Genomic DNA, 17,379 nt, shown 5'->3' on the forward strand with positions numbered 1-17,379 from the left:
AACGGGCATCTTGAGTCAAAGGCCAGACTTCATTGCCGCGCCAAATTCGTCATGGCCCGCGTGGCTGACATTCTAGCAATTGCTGGTTTGCGCTGAACTCCCTTTTTTCTGATGGTTACTCAGGTGGCTTGGCGCTGGCGGAAAGGGATGAAGAATGTGCGCCTGCGGCGGGAACTGACAGCTGGTCGATCGCGTTCAGTGATTGAAGAGGTGGCAGCATGGCAGCACGTGCGTATTGGCAAGGTCAGATCCGGCTGGCGCTGGTTTCGATCCCGGTGGAAATTTATCCTGCGACCAAGACGGGCGCGGCGATCAGCTTTCGGCAAATCCACGAGCCATCGGGAAAGCGCGTCAATTATGAAAAGGTGGTCGCCGGGATTGGCGCGGTCGATCACGATGACATCCTCAAGGGATATGAAGTGTCCAAGGGCAATTATGTTCTCCTGGAAGACGAGGAGATCGAGGCGGTCAAGATCGAGAGCCGCAAGACCCTTGAACTGATGCAGTTCGTCGCGGCCGACGAGATCGACGTGCTCTATTTTGAAAAGCCCTATTTCGTGGTGCCGGCCGACGATCTGGCCGAAGAAGCCTATGTCGTGCTTCGGGAAGCGCTGAAGACATCGAAGAAGGTCGCGCTGGGACAGTTGTCGGTGCGCGGTCGCGAGCAGTTGGTAGCGCTCAAACCATGCGGCAAGGGCATCGTCATGGAAGTGCTACGCTATGCCGACGAGGTCGCCAAGGCGCAGACATTTTTCCGCGAAGTGCCCGATACCACCCCCGATGCCGAGCTGCTTGAGCTTGCCACCACGCTGATCGAGAAGAAGACCGGGCCGTTCAAGCCCGAGGTGTTCCATGACCGCTATGTCGATGCGCTCAAACGGTTGGTCGAGAAGAAAGCCAAGGCCAAGGGCAAGACCATCCTTGAAGATGTCGGCGAACCAGCAGCACGCAGCGGTAATGTGATCGACCTCATGGCCGCGCTCAAGAAGTCGGTCGGCGGGGAAAAGGCGGCGCCTGCCAAGGCCGCAGCGAAAAAGCCGGCGGCACGAAAGCGGGCCTGACATGGACCTCAATCCCGCAACCGCGCTGCACGAAATCGACTTCGAGGTTTTGCTTCGGCTGGCCCTTGCGGCGCTGATCGGATTGCTACTGGGACTCGATCGCGAGCTACGTGGTCATCCGGCCGGATTGCGGACGCATGGGCTGATCTGCTTCACCGCAGCGGCAATGACTGTCTCAATGATTGCCCTGTATCGCCAGATCGGCGGTTCCCGGATGGATCCGCTGCGCATCTTCGAAGCCTCCGGGGCTTTTGTCGGCATTGTGGGAGCAGGCCTGATCGTGTTCAGCGGCGGCCGGGTCAAGAACCTGACCACCGCAGCTCACTTGTGGCTTGCGGCGGTTGCCGGAATCGCCTGCGGGGCCGGTCAATGGCCGCTGGTGGCCATGGCGGCCGGCGTATCGGTGGTCATGCTGACCCTGCTCAGCGTCGTCGAAAAGCGCCTCGGCACTTACGACGACGACAGCGAGCGCGAGGACTGAGATGGCGCGCGCTGATCCGCTCAGGGACTATAACGCCAAGCGCGATTTCAAGCGCACCGCCGAACCTGCAGGCAAGCGCGCCAGCAGCACCGCCGGCAACAGCTTTGTCGTCCAGAAACACGATGCGACGCGGCTGCACTGGGATTTCCGGATCGAAGTGGACGGCGTGCTGAAAAGCTGGGCGGTCACCAAGGGTCCGAGCCCCGATCCGGAGGACAAGCGGCTCGCCGTGCGCACAGAAGACCACCCGCTGGCCTATGGCGAGTTCGAAGGGCTGATACCCAAGGGCGAATACGGCGGCGGCACGGTGATGCTGTGGGACCGGGGCACCTGGGCACCGATCGAAGGCAAGAGCGCGAAGGATCTCGACAAGGGCCACCTCCACTTTACGCTTGAGGGCGAGCGGATGAAGGGCGAGTGGATCCTGATCCGCCTCAAGCCCCGGCCGGGCGAGAAGCGCGAAAACTGGTTGCTCCGCAAGATCGACGACCAGTTTGCGCTGCAAGGCGATGTTCTGGTCGACCGCGCGTTGACCAGCGTACTCACCGGGCGAACCATGGAAGAGATCGCCGGCGATACCGCGGGCAGTCATTCGCTAGCGGGCAAGAAGGGCAAGGCGTTTAGCGAAACGATGGCCGATGCGGGCAGACACAATGCCAGGATCGTCAAGACTGCCGGCAAAACCAGGTCTGCCGGTAAAAAGCGCGGCCCCGCCAAGCTGCCGGATTTCCGCCCGCCGCAACTCGCCACGCTGGTCGATCAGGTCCCGACCGGCAACGACTGGATGCACGAGATCAAGTTCGACGGTTATCGCGCGCTGGTGGCGGTCTCGGGCAACAAGGTTGCCATCTATACGCGCAGCGGGCTGGACTGGACTGACAAGTTTGCACCGCTGGCCAGACACCTGGCCGCGCTGGATCTGCCCCCGGCCTTGATCGACGGCGAAATCGTCGCCTACGACAAGAATGGCAACCCCGATTTCTCGTCGCTGCAGAATGTCCTCAAGCGCGGTCACGGGTCACAGACCGAAGCGACGCCGCTCAGCTTCCATGCCTTCGATCTGCTCGAACTGGACGGGCAGGATCTGACCGTCCTGACGAACATCGAACGCAAGGAAAGGCTCGAGGCGCTGCTGGCGCAGGCACAGCCGCCAATCCACGTCGCCGATCATGTCATCGGCGCCGGAGAAAAGCTGTTTGCCGCGATGTGCAATTCGGGACAGGAAGGGATCATCTCAAAGCGGATCGCCGGACGCTATGTGTCCAAGCGCAGCCGCAACTGGCTCAAGGTCAAATGTGTGCTGCGGCAGGAATTCGTGGTGATTGGCTGGAAGAAATCGAGTGCCAGGGCACGCGCTTTTTCCTCGCTGCTCCTCGCCCAGTACGAAGATGGCAAGCTCGTCTACAAGGGCAATGTCGGCACCGGTTTCAGCGCCCCGACAATAGATGATCTGTCGGCCCGCTTCGCCAAGCTGGAGCAGGCTGACCCTCCTGCCGAGGTTCCACGCGAAGACCGGCGCGAGGTTACCTGGATCACCCCCGAACTGGTCGCCGAGGTCGCCTTCGCCGAATTCACCGCGAAGGGATCGGTGCGCCATGCCAGCTTCATCGGCCTGCGCAGCGACAAGCCCGCGAAGTCGGTTACACCGGAAAAGATCGCGCACATCGCCGACACGGAAAAGCCGGTCGAAATCTCGAGCCGGCAGCGGGTGATTTTCGAGAGCGGCCAGACCAAGGGCGATTTGGCGGACTATTACGAAGGCGTCGCCGGCCTGATCTTGCCCTTTGCCGCCAGCCGTCCCCTCAGCCTTGTGCGTTGTCCGCAAGGCCGTTCGGGAAAATGCTTTTTCCAGAAACACGATAGCGGCAGCTTCGGCGATCACGTCCACCGCGTTCCGATCACCGAAAAGGACGGCGGAATGGAGGACTACATCTATGTCGATGACGCTGCCGGGCTGCTGACCTGCGTCCAGATGGGCACCATCGAATTTCACGGCTGGGGCAGCCGCGTCGAAGCCGTTGAGCAGCCCGACCGGATGGTGTTCGATCTCGATCCCGATGAGGAACTGGATTTCGACGCGGTCAAACTGGCGGCGAAACACATTCACGATCGGCTGGCTGATATCGGCCTCACCAGCTTTGCCATGCTCTCTGGCGGCAAAGGCATCCATGTCATTGTTCCGCTGAAACCCGGACATTCGTGGGCGGCGCACAAGGACTTTTCGCACCGCTTTGCCCAGGCGCTCAGCCTGGCCGAACCCGACCGTTTCATCGCGACGATGAGCAAGGCCAAACGCAAGGGCAAGATCTTCATCGACTGGCTGCGCAACCAGCGCGGCGCCACTGCCGTCCTGCCCTATTCGGCCCGCGCCCGCGCCAATGCTTCGGTGGCGGTGCCTGTTGCCTGGGGCGAACTGGCAGCGATGAAGGACGCGCATCCCTTTTCCATCGGCGATGCCAAGCGCCTGATCACCCGCGCGCGCAGCAAGGGGCTCGCATGTTGGGGTTTTGCCGAGCAGGCGCTGCCCGACTTCTAGCCAGCTCGCACTACCGCTCGCGGGAACCATATGCGGTCTAGCGCTTTTCCGATGTGCTGGTCTCCTCGGCGGAGTCCCCCAATCGGAGGCAAAAAGTGACCCCACGCTGGCCCGCAACCCTATGGATCGTCCGCCATGGCCAAAGCGCCGGCAACGTCGCCCGCGATACCGCTCATGCCGAGGGGCTTGCCCGCATCGCCCTCACTCACCGCGATGTCGACATTCCGCTGTCCGATCTTGGCCGCGAACAGGCCCAGGCTCTGGGCAGGTGGTTCTCCACGTTTGAAGATTCCGGCCGGCCCGACGTTGTCCTGTCCTCGCCCTATGTGCGCGCCGTGCAGACCTGCGAACTGTTCAAGGCCGGTGGTGGCTGCTCGCCCGACCAGCCGATCTGCACCGATGAACGGCTGCGCGAAAAGGAGTTCGGCATCCTCGATGGCCTGACCACCGCGGGCGTCGCCCAGATGCAGCCCGAGCAGGCAGAGTTCCGCAAGCTGCTGGGCAAATTCTACCACCGGCCACCGGGCGGCGAATCCTGGGTGGACGTCATCTTCCGTCTGCGCGCACTGCTGGATACGGTTTCGCTGCATCACGGCGGCCAGCGCGTGATGATCGTGGCGCATCAGGTCGTCGTTCTTTGCCTGCGCTATATCATCGAGAACCTGACCGAGGTCGAAATCCTGGCAATCGACAAGGCGGCCGACGTGGCGAACTGTGCGGTCACCGAATACCGCTTCCAGCCGCAGCCGGGGGGCGACGGAAAGCTTGTCCTCTCACAATACAACGTTACCGCGCCGCTGACCGAGCAGGCAACCCCAGTGACAAGAGCGCCTGACAAGATGGTCGCCGCCCGTGGCTGAAGAACTCCGTCCGCTCGACAGCTCGTGGCTGCGCGCGCACCCGCTTCCCGCGCCAGACAACGATACTGACAAAAACGGTCGTGGCCGGGTTCTGGCGATTGGCGGGTGCCGGATGGTTCCCGGCGGAATACAGCTAACAGTAGAAGCGGCGCTGCGTGCCGGTGCGGGGAAGATCCAGGTCGCGACAATCGAGTCTGCGGCGCTGGCTCTCGGAATCGCCATGCCCGAAGTCGCGGTGTTTGGGCTAAGTGAGACGCCCGCTGGCGAAATCGCCCTGAATCGCGCAGAGCCGCTCGCCGAACTGCTGGGCCGCTGCGATGCGGTGGTGGCCGGGCCTGCGATGACCGACCGGGATTGCGGATCGAAACTGTCCCGGTTGCTCGCCGAGCAGTGCGAAGTGCAACTGGTGCTCGATGCCGGTGTCCTGATGAGGCTGGCGGATCATGAAGCGGCGTTCCGTTTGCTGGCCCGGCCGGCCATCCTCACCCCGCACGCCGGCGAACTTGCTGCGTTGCTTGACTGTGATGCCGGCGCGATCGAGGCGGACCGGGCCCGAGCCGTTCGCGCGGCCAGCGATCGGTTTGGGGCGATCTGCGTACTGAAAGGGCCGAACAGCCTGATCGCGGAACCCGGAGGCCTCACCTTTTCCTACGCGGGCGGCGGCGTCGGGCTGGCAACGGGAGGATCGGGCGACGTACTCGCCGGTATCGTCGCCGGTCTTTGCGCCCGCGGGACAGATCCGCTGGTTGCGACAATGTGGTCAGTCTGGCTGCACGGCGAGGCAGGCAGGCGATGCGCCGAGCAGATCGGCCCCATCGGCTACCTCGCACGCGAATTGCTGGCGCACGTCCCCAGCCTTTTGCGGGGAGTCTAAGCGCGTCGACCAGTCATTCGTGCAGGCGCTTTAAGCAAAACGACTAGAAGCGCTTGCAGAATGGCGCTGCCAGACGTTTTCGGCGGAGTGGTGGACTTACCGTTGGTCCCCCAATCTCCGTCCAGAAAATCGCAGTTTCGGTCAGGCCATTCTGACATTCTGTGCTGCACGTTATCGAGACCCGGCCTGAATCATTCGATAGTGCCCCGTACTTCGTTGCGTTCGTGGCAAGTTCGTGAAGGGCCAGCGCCAATGGCACGACAGACCCGCTCTCAATCTGGCCGACCGCAACGTCAAACGTGATCCTGTCGCAATCAAACGGTTTTAGTGCGACCGATATGACTTCGTGCAGCGTGCAGCCGTGTGCCGCACCATATTGGAGAAGCAGGTTGGCATCAGCCATTGCCTTCAAGCGGCCTTCCAGCGACCGGTAAAAGGCGGCGGGATCCTGGGATGCTTTTGCGCCGGAAGCCAATGCCTGAATGATCTGGAGGGCATTTCTCGACCTGTGTAGCAATTCGTCATTCAGTGTTGCGACTTGCGTTTCGGTAGCGTCAAGTTGGCGAACGGTGCTTCGTAAAACAGTTCCCACCTGAATAATCGCTGCGAGTGCGATCGTGACAATCGCAATGATGGTCCCCGATGGCCAAGGCGGCTGGATATATGAATGCAAATTGCATTCCCGACCTTCCGCCCTCGATCGCGAGGCGCAAAAGCATCGGAATGATGATCGAACCCAAGGTCATCAGCGCGGATGCGGGAACACCTGGCTCTACTGCGATTACCGCGCTGCCAGCCAGTCACACCCCGCCGCGCCCTGGCACTTGGGACCGTGCCGGTTGCGGCAGGAGTTGTAGGCGATCCGCCAATGCCCGCAGTCTTCGCAGGCCTCAACGTGACCGCCCAGCGCAGCGGTGCGGCAGTTCTCGATCGCCGTCATCACGTGGAGCTGGACGAGGTTCAGGTGCCCGGCATGGGCAGCCCGATAGGCCGGACCAGTGCTGCGGAAGATATCGGCGATCTCAAGCGAGGTGCGCACCGGCTCAGCCGGGCGGCGAGCCTTGCGAACCGGGGAACATGGCCAACCGGTCGAGCGGGCTGACCACGGCCTTCACCGTGCGCGTTGCCACCCTGGTGTAAAGCGAGGTGGTCGTTAGCTGGGCGTGGCCAAGCAGAACCTGGATGGTGCGGATATCGACGCCGTCCTCCAGCAGCTGGGTGGCGAAGCTGTGACGCAGTGTGTGCGGCCCGAATGGCCCAGCTGTTGGTAAAAAAGCTCGCAGTCTATAGGGTCGTGTCGCCAAGAGGTACCACTCTGTCGGAAGACGAGCCGATGTTTGATTCAATAAGTAGCTTCCTATCGATACGAGGGCTTCCGCCCCACGGGTACTGCTTGCTGTGGGAACCCTCGCTAATCTGGACCCACGTGGCATCGGATGCGATCATCGCAGCAGCCTATTTTTCCATCCCATTTGTGCTTTGGCGGCTTCTGAAGGCTCGACCCGACATCGAGTTCGGTTGGATGGTCGGGCTTTTTGCAACCTTTATCCTCGCCTGCGGCACAACCCATCTGTTCAACATATATGTTCTGTGGGTCCCAGCTTACGGTATCGAAGCGGCCATCAAGGCGCTAACAGCAGTGTCTTCCATAGGTACTGCTCTTCTGCTGCTGCCTCTGCTGCCCAAATTGATCGCGCTACCGTCCCCCGCTCAGCTACAAGCAGTCAATGATCAGCTTGTGCTGGAGTCAGCCGAACGCGAACGAACTGCAGAAATGCTGCGTCAATCCCAGAAGCTGGAGGTTATCGGACGGATAACCGGCGGGGTAGCGCACGACTTCAACAATCTTTTGCAGATCGTGATGGGCAATATCGAACGCGCTGAGCGACTGGCGGCCGGAAGCAATCCGGCAGTGACCAAAGCGCTCGCTAATGCTGCCGTGGGTGCGCAGCGGGCGGCGGAGCTTACTGACCAGCTGCTGGCCTTCGCGCGACGCCAGCCGTTAACCACCGTCACCGCATCGCTTAATGCGCTGATTGAGGAAACAATGCCGTTGGTTGAACGGGCAAGCGGCGAAACGGTAATTCTCGATTACTCGCCACACGCCGATGATCCCTGCGTGAAGGTTGATCGTACGCAATTCCAGAATGCGCTGTTGAACTTGGCGCTTAACGCGCGGGATGCGATGCCGGATGGAGGCTGTCTCACGATATCTGTGCACGAGGACGAGAGCCCAGACTGCATCGAACTGCGCGTATCCGATACCGGCACTGGCATGGATGCCGAAACGCTTGAGCAATCTACCGAGCCATTCTTTACGACGAAGCCGATAGGCAGTGGTACCGGCTTAGGCCTCAGCCAAGTGCTCGGAATGGTAGAGCAGATAGGCGGGTCTTTGAAGATTGAGTCGGGCCGGGGAACCGGCACACGGGTTCGTCTGTTTCTGCCCTGCGGAGTCGCAGAGGCGAATGCTGAGGTGGGGTAGATGCGGGTTCTTGTTGTCGAAGATGAGCCGCTCGTGCGGATGGCAGCCGAGGAAGATCTAATCGAGCTAGGATGTGCTGTTACCGCCGTCGATAATGGAGATGCTGCCTGCGCCATGTTTGAGACAGGCGAGGTATTTGATGTCTTGTTTACTGATATTCGCATGCCTGGAAATCTTGATGGATGGGAGCTTGCCAAACGGGCTCGTCAATTGCTTCCAACCGTCGGCGTCATTTACGCCAGCGGATACCCAGGAACCATGGTTGAGCCGCTCCCCAATTCATATTTCTTGAAAAAGCCTTATCGTTTGGTCGAGCTCAAGGATGCAGTAAATTCCTGTCGATCCTGTAGATAGGTTATTTTTATCCTATCGAATAACTTCGCTGCGTTCCCGAAGAACCAGATGCCTAGATTGAGCCGATATCTGACGATTCACCCGACTATAGAGTCGAAAAGGTTCTCCAGCGAAGATGTGATGCGTCATGCAGCCCAAGACAATTGCAATCACTAAATTTCGCTCGGAGACTTGAGGGCGATTGGGAGAGGAATGTTGGCGTTCGAGAGACCGCTAAGACTGCAGTCAAAATACCTGGCGCCGCAAAGCCCCAGAATAGCCCCGAGAATTCCGCCCCGCAAGGGGAAAATCCTTTTATTCCAATTACTTAAGACTGATTGGTGCGGTCAAGAAGACTCGAACTTCCACGGGCTTTCGCCCACAACGACCTCAACGTTGCGCGTCTACCAATTCCGCCATGACCGCTAAATCAGCGGGGTGCCGTATCGCTGGGATTCGGGCGCCCCGGGGGGGTAGGAGCGCGCCACTAGCAAAGGTCCGGGCGGGGGGCAAGCGGTGATCTTGCCGCGCCGTGAGCAAAGCCGCCGGACAGCCATGTTCAGCCCGGTTTCCAGCCGACATCGGCGTATTTGGCCGAGCGTGGCACGCCGGTGACCGCTTCGTTGATCGTTACGCTTTCGCCGGGATTTAGCTGGCGCTTGGGTGCAATGACGACCCATGAATAGACGATGCGTTCCCGCGAATCGCGCAGGACGATCAGCACCGGAGGCACCGTGCGGCGCTGCTTGCCGATATTGGTCACCTTGCCGCTGGCGCCGAAATATTCGACGCCGTTGGGGAGCGTGCGGCGATCGAGCCGGTTCGGCGGAAAATCGAGCTGCAAGTCGGCCTGACCCTCGGCGAAGGTCTGGTTGCCGAAGGGGGCCCAGTCCGGCAGGCCGAACCAGTAGACCGCGCCGATCGCCGCCGTGGCGACCGTGGCGAAGACGGCGGCCGCCATTGTGTACATCTTGATCGGATTGCGGCGCGGGCGGAACGGCGGCTCGTGCTCGAAGCTGGAATAGTCCTGCTGATAGGTGCCTGCGGTATCGTCGTAATAGGTCGACTGCGTTTCGGGGATCGGCGGTTCGCCAGCGTCCTCAGGCTCGTCCTGAACTGGCGGGGCCGGCTCGGGCTCGGCCTGCGGTGCTGCTGTCGTTTCCGTCGAGGCTGCGGCGCGCTGGGCTGGCGTTCCCGGCTCAGATGTAGCCGGCGTGGCTGGTGCAGGCACGGGTGTTGGCGCGGGAACGGGTGTTGGCGCAGAGGCGGCGGCCGGAGCGGACACTTGCGGACCATCCTGGAACCAGGAGTGGCGGCACTTGGCGCAACGGACGGTCCGGCCTTCCACGCCAATCGCTGCGTCGGGAACGACGTAGCGGGTGGTACAGGCAGGGCAGGCGATGATCATGAATCCAACGGTTAAGCGCGGTGGGCGCGCCAGACAAGGGGCCAAACAAGGCCCTGTCCACGGCTTTATGGGGCAAAGACATGGACGGACGCCCTTTTTTCCACATGGGATCGGGGCTATGGACCGCTGTGCAACCTCCAATCCGGATATTCAGGCCAGCGTGACCAGGACCGCAGATCGATGAACCAGTCCGTCAGCGGCGAAATTGTCCAGTTCGACAATGTCGGGCTGCGCTATGGCACAGAGCGCGAGGTGCTGACTGACATTTCGTTCACGCTGTATCCCGGCTCGTTCTATTTCCTCACCGGCGCGAGCGGCGCGGGCAAGACCTCCCTGCTCAAGCTGCTGTACCTTTCGCAGCGCCCGTCGCGCGGGGGAATCCGCATCTTCGGCACCGATGCGATCACCCTGCCGCGTGAGAAGCTGCCGGCGTTGCGGCGGCGACTGGGCGTGGTGTTTCAGGATTTCCGGTTGGTCCCGCACCTCTCGGCTTTCGACAATGTCGCCCTGCCATTGCGGGTCGCCGGCTTCAGTGAAAGCGACCTGACGCGGCCGGTTGCCGACATGCTCGAATGGGTTGGGCTGGCCGACCGGATGCAGGCCCGTCCCGCCACGCTTTCGGGCGGGGAGCAGCAACGTGTCGCCATCGCCCGGGCGGTGATCGGCCGGCCGCAATTGCTCGTCGCGGACGAACCGACCGGCAACGTCGATCCCGATATGGCGGTGAAGCTGCTGCGCCTTTTTGAGGCGCTCAACCGGCTGGGCACGACCGTGGTGGTGGCAACCCACGATGTCCATTTGCTGCGAAAAGTGCCCGAAAGCCTGATCATGCGGCTGGACAAGGGCCGGCTGTCCGATCCGACCGGCGCGCTCAAGTACCCGCCGCGCCGTCCGGTGATGCCGGTATGAAGCGTCCGCTGAAGCTTTTGCCGATTGGCAACCGCAAGGCAGGCGGTACGGGCGATCTCGTCCCGCAGGCGCGGCTTTCCGGGCCGATTCCGTGGGTCATCGCGATCATGGTCATGCTTACGGTGATCGCCGCTGCCGGCGGCCTCGCGCTGCGCAAGCTGGCCTCCGTGGCGGAGAACGAATTGTCCGGCGGCGTGACCATCCAGATCGTCGAAGGCCGCCCCGAAGTGCGCGATAGCCAGGTGCGGCAGGCGGTTCAGCTGCTCTCGGCGCTGCCCGGTGTCACGAACGTTGCCGCCGTGCCGCAGCAGGAAGTCGATGCGCTGGTCGAACCGTGGCTGGGCGAGGAAACCGCAGAAGCGGATATCCCCGTGCCCGCGCTGATCGATGCCCGGCTGTCCGGCCCGGTGACGCGCAACCGGCTCGAAGACCTCCGCGCAGCGCTGCGCGGCAAGGTTCCCTCGGCCCGGGTCGATGCCCAGTCGACCTGGCTGAAACCGGTGTTCGGCGCGCTTTCGTCGCTGCAACTGTTGGCGCTGGCGCTGGTCCTGCTGCTCGGCCTCGCCACGATATCGGCGGTGCTGCTGGCGACCCGCTCGGCGCTGGGATCGAACCGTGAGACGATCGAGATCGTCCATCTGCTTGGCGGAACCGACAGCCAGATCGCACGGATCTATCAGCGCTCCACCGCCGTTGCTGCGACCGAAGGCGGGGTCGCGGGCTTTGCTGCGGCGGTGATCGTGGTCATACTGCTGGGGCAGCAATTCGCCAATCTGGGGGCGGGAATGATCAGCGGCGGTTCGCTCGGCTGGATCGAATGGCTGCTGCTCGCACTGGTCCCTGTGGCCGGCGTTGCCCTTGCCACGATCACGGCAAGGCTTACCGTGCTGCGTTCGCTGGCAAGGATGCTATAGCCGCACCGATCGATGAATCGCTTCAGTCGCCTCTCTGCAAGTGTCCTGCTTGCCTATGTCCTTGGATTTCTCTGGTTCGCATTCATGCCGCCGGGGCCGGCCGGCAATGCCCGCACCGATGCCATCGTCGTGCTTACGGGCGGTGAGGGGCGCATTCCCCGCGCGCTCGACATGCTCGGTAAGGGCACGTCCAAGCGGCTGTTCGTTTCCGGGGTCGACAAGAGCGTGAAGCCGCGCGAATTCGCCGCCGAATACAAGGTCGGAGGCGGGACCATGGCCTGCTGCGTAGTGCTCGATTACAAATCGGTCGACACGGTCAGCAATGCCAGCGAGGCGGCATTCTGGATCGCTGCCAACCGCATCCGTTCGGTGCGGCTGGTCACATCAGACTGGCACATGCGGCGCGCGGCGCTGGAACTGGCTCGGGTGGCGCCAAATGATCTTCAGATCGTGCGCGATGCCGTGCCCTCGCAGCCGAGCTTTGAAACCATGCTGCTTGAATATCACAAGCTGCTGGCGCGGATGGCATTGAGCGTGGTTGGAAAATGAAACTGCTGATTGCGGTGGTGCGCAGCATCGCCTTCTACCTCGCCTTTTATCTCGGTTCTTTCCTGCTGGCACTGGCGTCGATTCCCGCCAGTTTCATGGCGCGGCGGCACATGGCCGGGCTGGGCGCGGCATGGGCCAGGTGGCACCGCTGGTGCACGCGCTATCTGATCGGCGTGAAGATCGTGATCGAGGGCACGGTGCCCAGCGGCAAGGTGATCGTCGCCGGTAAGCACGAAAGCTTTTTCGAGGCGATCGACCTGCCCAACCTGCTGGACAGGCCGGTTCCCTTCGCCAAGTCCGAACTGCTCGACATCCCGCTGTGGGGCAAGGTGGGTGAGGCTTACGGCATGGTCCGGGTCGAGCGTGATCAGGGCGCCAAGGCCCTGCGCGCCATGCTGCAACAGGCGCGCAAATTTGGCGAGGAAGGCCGGCCTCTGGTGATCTTCCCCGAAGGCACCCGCGTGGCGCCCGGCGAATGCCCGCCACTGCGTTCGGGCTTTGCCGGGGTCTACAAGCTCGTCGGCCTGCCGGTCATCCCGATGGCAGTGCAGAGCGGCCATATCTATCACCGCTGGATCAAGCGCAGCGGCACCATCCGGGTGCAGTTCGGTCCGGAAATCCCGCCCGGCTTGCCGCGTGACGGTATCGAGGAGCGCGTGCGCGTGGCGATCAACGTCCTGAATGCCGAACCGCGCTCGTGACGGATCCCGCAAAGGAAAAGACTGACCTGCTCGCCGCGCTTGGTCCGGGGCTTGTTACCGGGGCCGCGGATGACGATCCTTCGGGCGTCGGCACCTATAGTCAGGTCGGCGCGCAGTTCGGCTATTCGATGGGCTGGACGCTGGTCTTCGGCTTCCCGCTGCTTGCCTCGATCCAGGCGATCTGCGCGCGCATTGGTGCGACGACCGGCAGAGGTATCGCCCAGAACTTGCGCGAACATTATCCGCGCACGCTGCTGCAGGCCGTGGTCCTGATGCTGCTCGTCGCCAATGTCATCAACCTTGGCGCGGACCTTGGCGCCATGGCGGCGGCGCTGGCCCTGCTGCTGCCGGGGCCGGTCATGGCCTATGTCGTGCTGTTCGGCGTGGTCTGCGTCCTGCTCGAGATCTTCCTGAGCTACACCGTCTATGCCCGCGCCCTCAAATGGGCGACGCTGTCGCTGTTCGCCTATGTCGGCGTGGTTTTCGTCTCGGGCGTGCCGGTGGGTGAGGCGCTGAAGGGGATGCTGGTACCCAGCTTCACTTTTGATCGCGAACACGCAATGGCGCTGGTGGCGATCTTCGGCACGACGATCAGCCCCTACCTGTTTTTCTGGCAGGCCGGTCAGGAAGTGGAGGAACAGCACCGCCGCCATGTCAAACCGCTGATGGTCAGCCCGACAGAGGCCGGACCCGAAATCAACCGCATCCGCACCGATACGCTGGTCGGCATGGGCTTTTCGCACCTCGTCGCCATTTTCATCGTCGTCGCCACGGCGGCAACGCTCCACGCCCATGGCGTGCGCGATGTTGCCAGCGCCGCGCAAGCGGCCGAAGCGCTGCGGCCGATCGCCGGGAACCTTGCTTTTGCGCTGTTTGCCATCGGCATCATCGGCACCGGCCTGCTCGCCGTGCCGATCCTGGCCGGCAGCGCCGCCTATGCGGTCAGCGAGACCTTCGGCTGGACCGAGGGGCTCGATCGCCGCCCGCGTGAGGCCAAGGCCTTTTACGCGGTCATCACGCTGGCCACGCTGGGCGGGGTTGCGCTGAACCTGATCGGGATTGATCCGATGAAGGCGCTCTACTGGGCAGCGGTGGTGAACGGCCTGCTCGCCCCGCCGCTGATGGTGGTCACCATGCTGATCGCGCGCAATCCGAAGGTCATGGGCGAGCTCACCATCTCTCGCAAGCTGGCCTTTGGCGGCTGGCTTTCGACCGCCGTGATGGGCGGCGTTGCGGCGATTTTCCTGCTGAGCTGAGGTTTCACCGGCCCCAGACACAGTTCGGCCCGGACCGCTTGGGAGCGCAGTCCGGGCCGAATGTATCCGCTGACGCGGAAGCGGGGTCAGAACTTCTTCGAAACACCCAGCACGAACATGCGGCCGATAGTGAAGCCGTTGGCAAAGCCGGATTCGTTCGGGTTGTTGCGATAGAGCACCGGCGGCGTGGCATCGGTTGCGTTCTTGACGTTGAGCGTGAAGCTCAGGTCCTTGAACATGCCGTCCGCCGGAACGTCGTATTTGAAGAACAGGTCGAGCGTGGTGAACGAGCCGACTTCCGACTGGATAGGCACCGAAGCGGTGGGCGTGATCGGATAGCCGGCGCTGTGGTTCATCGTCGCTTGGGCACGGAACGCACCAATATCCAGACCGACAATGCCCTGCAGCTGCAGCTTGGATGTCTCACGCTGCAGTTCGTTGACCAGTGCGGCCGTGGGGCTCGACTGGCGGGTGCGCGACAGCGGGGCGTTGAAGTTCATCGCCATGTCGAAGCCGCCGAAGTCGGTCTTGTGGCGATAGTTCAGCGAGAAATCGACGCCCTTGACCTTGAGGATGCCAAAGTTGCCGACGCGGAAGTCGACCACTTCGACCACGCGGCCACCGCCAAGGCTGGCAAGCGTGTTGGTCAGCTGGGTCTGCAGGGCAGGCGTCAGCGATCCGGCGCTGGTCAGGTAGCTGGTGATCTGCGCCGAAGTCAGGCCGTTGACGTCATAAAGGACGTTGTTCGGGAAGTCGGTGAAGATACCGGCATTTGGTGTCGGCGTGCCGAGGATGTTGTTGAACGAGACATTGTAATAGTTGGCACTGATCCGCAGCCCGTCCATCGGGGCAAGATCGACGCCGAACGACCAGGTATCGGCTTCCTGCGGCTGCAGGCCCGGACGCGATCCCTGGAAGGCAATCGCATTATTGGCACCCGGAAGCGTGGTCGTGCCCGGCTTGACGAAGGGCACGAACGGGAACGAGCTGATGCTGCCCGACAGCGAACCAAGCTGGTCAAGCGGGGTCGGTGCGGTGAAGGACGTGCCCCAGTTGCCGCGGATCGTCAGCCAGCTGGCGGCCTTGAGCGTGGCGCCGATCTTCGGATTGAAGGTCGATCCGAAGTCGCTGTAGTGATCGTAGCGGCCCTGTGCAGACAAGGTCAGCATCTCGCCGCCTTCGCCGTCCGACAGCAGCGGCAGCTTGAGTTCGCCGAACAGCGAATGCACGTCGCGGCTGTAAGGAATGTAGGCCACACTGCCCAGCGTGCCGCGGCGGATGTCGTTGCCGGTGCGCTTCTTCAGCTTGTCGTTCATGAACTCATAGCCGACGGCGACGCCGACATTGCCGGCGGGCAGTTCGAACAGCGTGCCGTCAACGATCAGGCGGGCATTGAGCAGGGTGTCACGCACCTGGCCGGCCAGTTCGCTGTCGATGATGTCGGCAATCAGCGCCGGGCTGTTCGATGCGAGGTTGAACGGGTTGAAGCTGGCTGCCGCCGTCGCAGGGGCCGAAGGCGCACCAGCGGAGTTAAGACGGCCCAGAGCAACACCGCTCAGGTTGAAGCGGCTGTCGCTTTCGCTCCAGTTGCCCAGCAGGCGCACGCCCCAGTTTTCGCCGAGTTCGTGGCGCAGTTCGGCATTGGCGCCCCATTCGCGGATCAACGTGTCCGAAGTCTGGCTGTCCTTGCCGAGCAGCGGCTCGAAGCTGAAGTTCACGGCCGCCTGATCAAGCACCGGGCTGCCGAAGATGGTGAAGGGCTGGATGCCCAGAACCACGCCGGCTGGCAGCGAGCTGGCGACGGTCGGGTTGTTGCCGTTGATCGTTACCGAGGCGTTGAGCACCGAGGACGAGCGCGTCTTGCGCTGACCCCAGTAACCGCGAACGTCGATCGAGGTAGCATCGCTGAATTCGTAGTTGAGACCAGCCATTGCACCATGACGTTCGGCACGCGGCACGATGGTCGCGTCTTCGCTCAGGTCGCAACGGTTGGTCGTGCCGGCGACGAGGCCGGGGGCGGCATAGGTGGTGGACGAGATTGTCGCACCGAACGCGGTGAGGATGCGGTTCACCGCGAGGTTCGGGCTGGCGCAGTTAACGTCACGCCCGCGATAGGGGCTCGACGTATAGTCGACATTGCGGACGAAATCGCGGTCGCGGCCATAAAGCGCGTCGTTCTTGGTGTAGGAATAGGACACCCAGGCCGAACCGTTTTCCCAGGTCTTGCCGGCGGTGACCGAAGCGTCCCACTGCCAGTAATCGTCAGCGAAACCGTAATGGGCATCAACCTTCACACCGTCAAAACGCTTGTGGGTGATGAAGTTGATCACGCCGGCAACGGCATCGGCACCGTAAGTGGCCGAACCACCTTCGGTCATGACCTCGACGCGAGAGATCGCGCCGGTGGGGATCAGGTCGGGATCGACCGAAGCCTGGTTGACGCCGGCGGTGGCGATGCGGTGCCCGTCAACGAGGATCAGCGTGGCCGAGCTGGCGGCGTTGTTGCCCGAGATGTTGCGCAGGTTGGGGCGCGAGATCTGGATCTGGTTGACTGCGATCGACAGGTCGGAAACCGGCACGCGGTTGAAATAGTTGGTCACCTGCGGGATCGAGGCGAGCAGTTCATTCGATGACTGCGCGGCGGTCTCTTCCAGCTTCTGCTCGCCGATCGAGATCGAGTTTGAGCCGACCGGGGCCGAGCCGCGGATGAACGTGCCGGTGACGACGATTTCGGGATCTCCCGACTTTTCATCTTCATTGGCGTCCTGTGCCTGTGCGGCGACCGGAAGCGCGAGTGCCAGCGCGAGGCTGGTGCGCGCAATGCCCGCGCGGAATGTCGTAATTGCCTTCATGAGGTCCCTCCCATTTGGATGCCAGGACGATCTTGCGCCATTCTGACAGGCTCATGGATGCTACTACTGGTCATGCCAGTCAAGATAAGTCGACGTATCCGTCCATTTATTATGACTGGATCGCCACAGCGTCATATTGGCATTGCGGAGCCGGCTAGGC

The 17,379-nt window shown here is 62.3% G+C and carries 15 protein-coding genes, 1 tRNA gene and 2 pseudogenes; 12 read left to right on the plus strand and 6 right to left on the minus strand.

Translation table 11 applies throughout. The features are described from left to right. The first annotated feature begins 218 nt into the window (after nt 1-218). From ku to WG900_RS14810, 5 genes are all read left to right on the plus strand, one after another. The gene (gene ku, locus WG900_RS14790) at nt 219-1,061 is read left to right on the plus strand and encodes a non-homologous end joining protein Ku (protein ID WP_339968152.1); all 843 of its coding nucleotides are present in this window, start codon (nt 219-221) and stop codon (nt 1,059-1,061) included. Nucleotide 1,062: 1 nt separating this feature from the next. Continuing rightward, nucleotides 1,063-1,542 (plus strand): MgtC/SapB family protein, encoded by a 480-nt coding sequence (locus tag WG900_RS14795; RefSeq protein WP_339968154.1) that lies wholly within the window; start codon nt 1,063-1,065, stop codon nt 1,540-1,542. A 1-nt stretch (nt 1,543) separates the two neighbouring features. Then, nucleotides 1,544-4,078 (plus strand): DNA ligase D, encoded by a 2,535-nt coding sequence (ligD, locus tag WG900_RS14800; RefSeq protein ID WP_339968157.1) that lies wholly within the window; start codon nt 1,544-1,546, stop codon nt 4,076-4,078. A gap of 95 nt (nt 4,079-4,173) precedes the next feature. Continuing rightward, on the plus strand, nt 4,174-4,938 hold the full coding sequence (locus WG900_RS14805; protein WP_339968159.1) for a histidine phosphatase family protein: 765 nt from the start codon (nt 4,174-4,176) through the stop codon (nt 4,936-4,938). After that, nucleotides 4,931-5,812 (plus strand): NAD(P)H-hydrate dehydratase, encoded by an 882-nt coding sequence (locus WG900_RS14810; protein WP_339968161.1) that lies wholly within the window; start codon nt 4,931-4,933, stop codon nt 5,810-5,812. The genes WG900_RS14805 and WG900_RS14810 overlap by 8 nt, the downstream gene beginning before the upstream one ends. A 43-nt stretch (nt 5,813-5,855) precedes the next feature. Here WG900_RS14810 and WG900_RS14815 read toward each other — a convergent pair whose 3' ends face one another. The 3 genes and pseudogenes from WG900_RS14815 to WG900_RS14825 all read right to left on the minus strand — a co-directional run. After that, a complete protein-coding gene (locus WG900_RS14815; RefSeq protein WP_339968163.1) occupies nt 5,856-6,485 on the minus strand; it encodes a sensor histidine kinase in 630 nt (209 codons plus the stop codon). A 111-nt stretch (nt 6,486-6,596) separates the two neighbouring features. Further along, a pseudogene (locus WG900_RS14820) lies at nt 6,597-6,851 on the minus strand (transposase zinc-binding domain-containing protein); the annotation flags it as partial. Between the two features lie 4 nt (nt 6,852-6,855). Further along, nucleotides 6,856-7,062: pseudogene (locus tag WG900_RS14825) on the minus strand (tyrosine-type recombinase/integrase); the annotation flags it as partial. Between the two features lie 83 nt (nt 7,063-7,145). Between WG900_RS14825 and WG900_RS14830 the strand changes: the two are divergent. Then, the gene (locus WG900_RS14830; protein WP_465263034.1) at nt 7,146-8,297 is read left to right on the plus strand and encodes a sensor histidine kinase; all 1,152 of its coding nucleotides are present in this window, start codon (nt 7,146-7,148) and stop codon (nt 8,295-8,297) included. Beyond that, entirely contained in the window at nt 8,298-8,651 is a 354-nt protein-coding gene (locus WG900_RS14835; RefSeq protein WP_339968169.1) for a response regulator, read from the plus strand. A 318-nt stretch (nt 8,652-8,969) separates the two neighbouring features. On the opposite strand, the gene WG900_RS14840 is transcribed toward WG900_RS14835, so the two are convergent. Continuing rightward, nucleotides 8,970-9,056 (minus strand) — tRNA-Leu (locus WG900_RS14840). Nucleotides 9,057-9,189: 133 nt separating this feature from the next. Continuing rightward, a complete protein-coding gene (locus WG900_RS14845) occupies nt 9,190-10,038 on the minus strand; it encodes an MJ0042-type zinc finger domain-containing protein (protein ID WP_339968172.1) in 849 nt (282 codons plus the stop codon). Between the two features lie 180 nt (nt 10,039-10,218). On the opposite strand from WG900_RS14845, the gene ftsE reads away from it, so the two are divergent. The 5 genes from ftsE to WG900_RS14870 all read left to right on the plus strand — a co-directional run bounded on the left by ftsE (nt 10,219) and on the right by WG900_RS14870 (nt 14,367). Further along, nucleotides 10,219-10,947 (plus strand): cell division ATP-binding protein FtsE, encoded by a 729-nt coding sequence (ftsE, locus tag WG900_RS14850; protein WP_339968174.1) that lies wholly within the window; start codon nt 10,219-10,221, stop codon nt 10,945-10,947. Continuing rightward, the gene (locus tag WG900_RS14855; RefSeq protein WP_339968176.1) at nt 10,944-11,861 is read left to right on the plus strand and encodes a cell division protein FtsX; all 918 of its coding nucleotides are present in this window, start codon (nt 10,944-10,946) and stop codon (nt 11,859-11,861) included. Before ftsE ends, WG900_RS14855 begins: the two co-directional genes overlap by 4 nt. A gap of 84 nt (nt 11,862-11,945) precedes the next feature. Then, nucleotides 11,946-12,410, plus strand: a complete 465-nt coding sequence (locus tag WG900_RS14860) for a YdcF family protein (protein WP_339968178.1) — start codon at nt 11,946-11,948, stop codon at nt 12,408-12,410. Further along, nucleotides 12,407-13,111, plus strand: coding sequence for a lysophospholipid acyltransferase family protein (locus WG900_RS14865; RefSeq protein WP_339968180.1), 705 nt, complete (start codon nt 12,407-12,409; stop codon nt 13,109-13,111). The genes WG900_RS14860 and WG900_RS14865 overlap by 4 nt, the downstream gene beginning before the upstream one ends. Then, nucleotides 13,108-14,367, plus strand: coding sequence for an NRAMP family divalent metal transporter (locus WG900_RS14870; RefSeq protein ID WP_339968182.1), 1,260 nt, complete (start codon nt 13,108-13,110; stop codon nt 14,365-14,367). Before WG900_RS14865 ends, WG900_RS14870 begins: the two co-directional genes overlap by 4 nt. Before the next feature lie 86 nt (nt 14,368-14,453). Here WG900_RS14870 and WG900_RS14875 read toward each other — a convergent pair whose 3' ends face one another. Beyond that, a complete protein-coding gene (locus WG900_RS14875; RefSeq protein WP_339968184.1) occupies nt 14,454-17,219 on the minus strand; it encodes a TonB-dependent receptor domain-containing protein in 2,766 nt (921 codons plus the stop codon). Nucleotides 17,220-17,379: the final 160 nt, after the last annotated feature.

Origin of the sequence: Novosphingobium aquae, from assembly GCF_037572715.1 — a bacterium.
Lineage (GTDB): Bacteria > Pseudomonadota > Alphaproteobacteria > Sphingomonadales > Sphingomonadaceae > Novosphingobium > Novosphingobium aquae.

Coding starts and splice junctions, on each gene's coding strand:
- WG900_RS14855 (WP_339968176.1), top strand. CDS start 10,944: ATGAAGCGTCCGCTGAAGCTTTTGCCGATTGGCAACCGCAAGGCAGGC.
- WG900_RS14860 (WP_339968178.1), top strand. CDS start 11,946: ATGCCGCCGGGGCCGGCCGGCAATGCCCGCACCGATGCCATCGTCGTG.
- WG900_RS14875 (WP_339968184.1), bottom strand. CDS start 17,219: ATGAAGGCAATTACGACATTCCGCGCGGGCATTGCGCGCACCAGCCTC.
- WG900_RS14830 (WP_465263034.1), top strand. CDS start 7,146: ATGTTTGATTCAATAAGTAGCTTCCTATCGATACGAGGGCTTCCGCCC.
- WG900_RS14835 (WP_339968169.1), top strand. CDS start 8,298: ATGCGGGTTCTTGTTGTCGAAGATGAGCCGCTCGTGCGGATGGCAGCC.
- WG900_RS14845 (WP_339968172.1), bottom strand. CDS start 10,038: ATGATCATCGCCTGCCCTGCCTGTACCACCCGCTACGTCGTTCCCGAC.
- ftsE (WP_339968174.1), top strand. CDS start 10,219: ATGAACCAGTCCGTCAGCGGCGAAATTGTCCAGTTCGACAATGTCGGG.
- ligD (WP_339968157.1), top strand. CDS start 1,544: ATGGCGCGCGCTGATCCGCTCAGGGACTATAACGCCAAGCGCGATTTC.
- ku (WP_339968152.1), top strand. CDS start 219: ATGGCAGCACGTGCGTATTGGCAAGGTCAGATCCGGCTGGCGCTGGTT.
- WG900_RS14795 (WP_339968154.1), top strand. CDS start 1,063: ATGGACCTCAATCCCGCAACCGCGCTGCACGAAATCGACTTCGAGGTT.
- WG900_RS14865 (WP_339968180.1), top strand. CDS start 12,407: ATGAAACTGCTGATTGCGGTGGTGCGCAGCATCGCCTTCTACCTCGCC.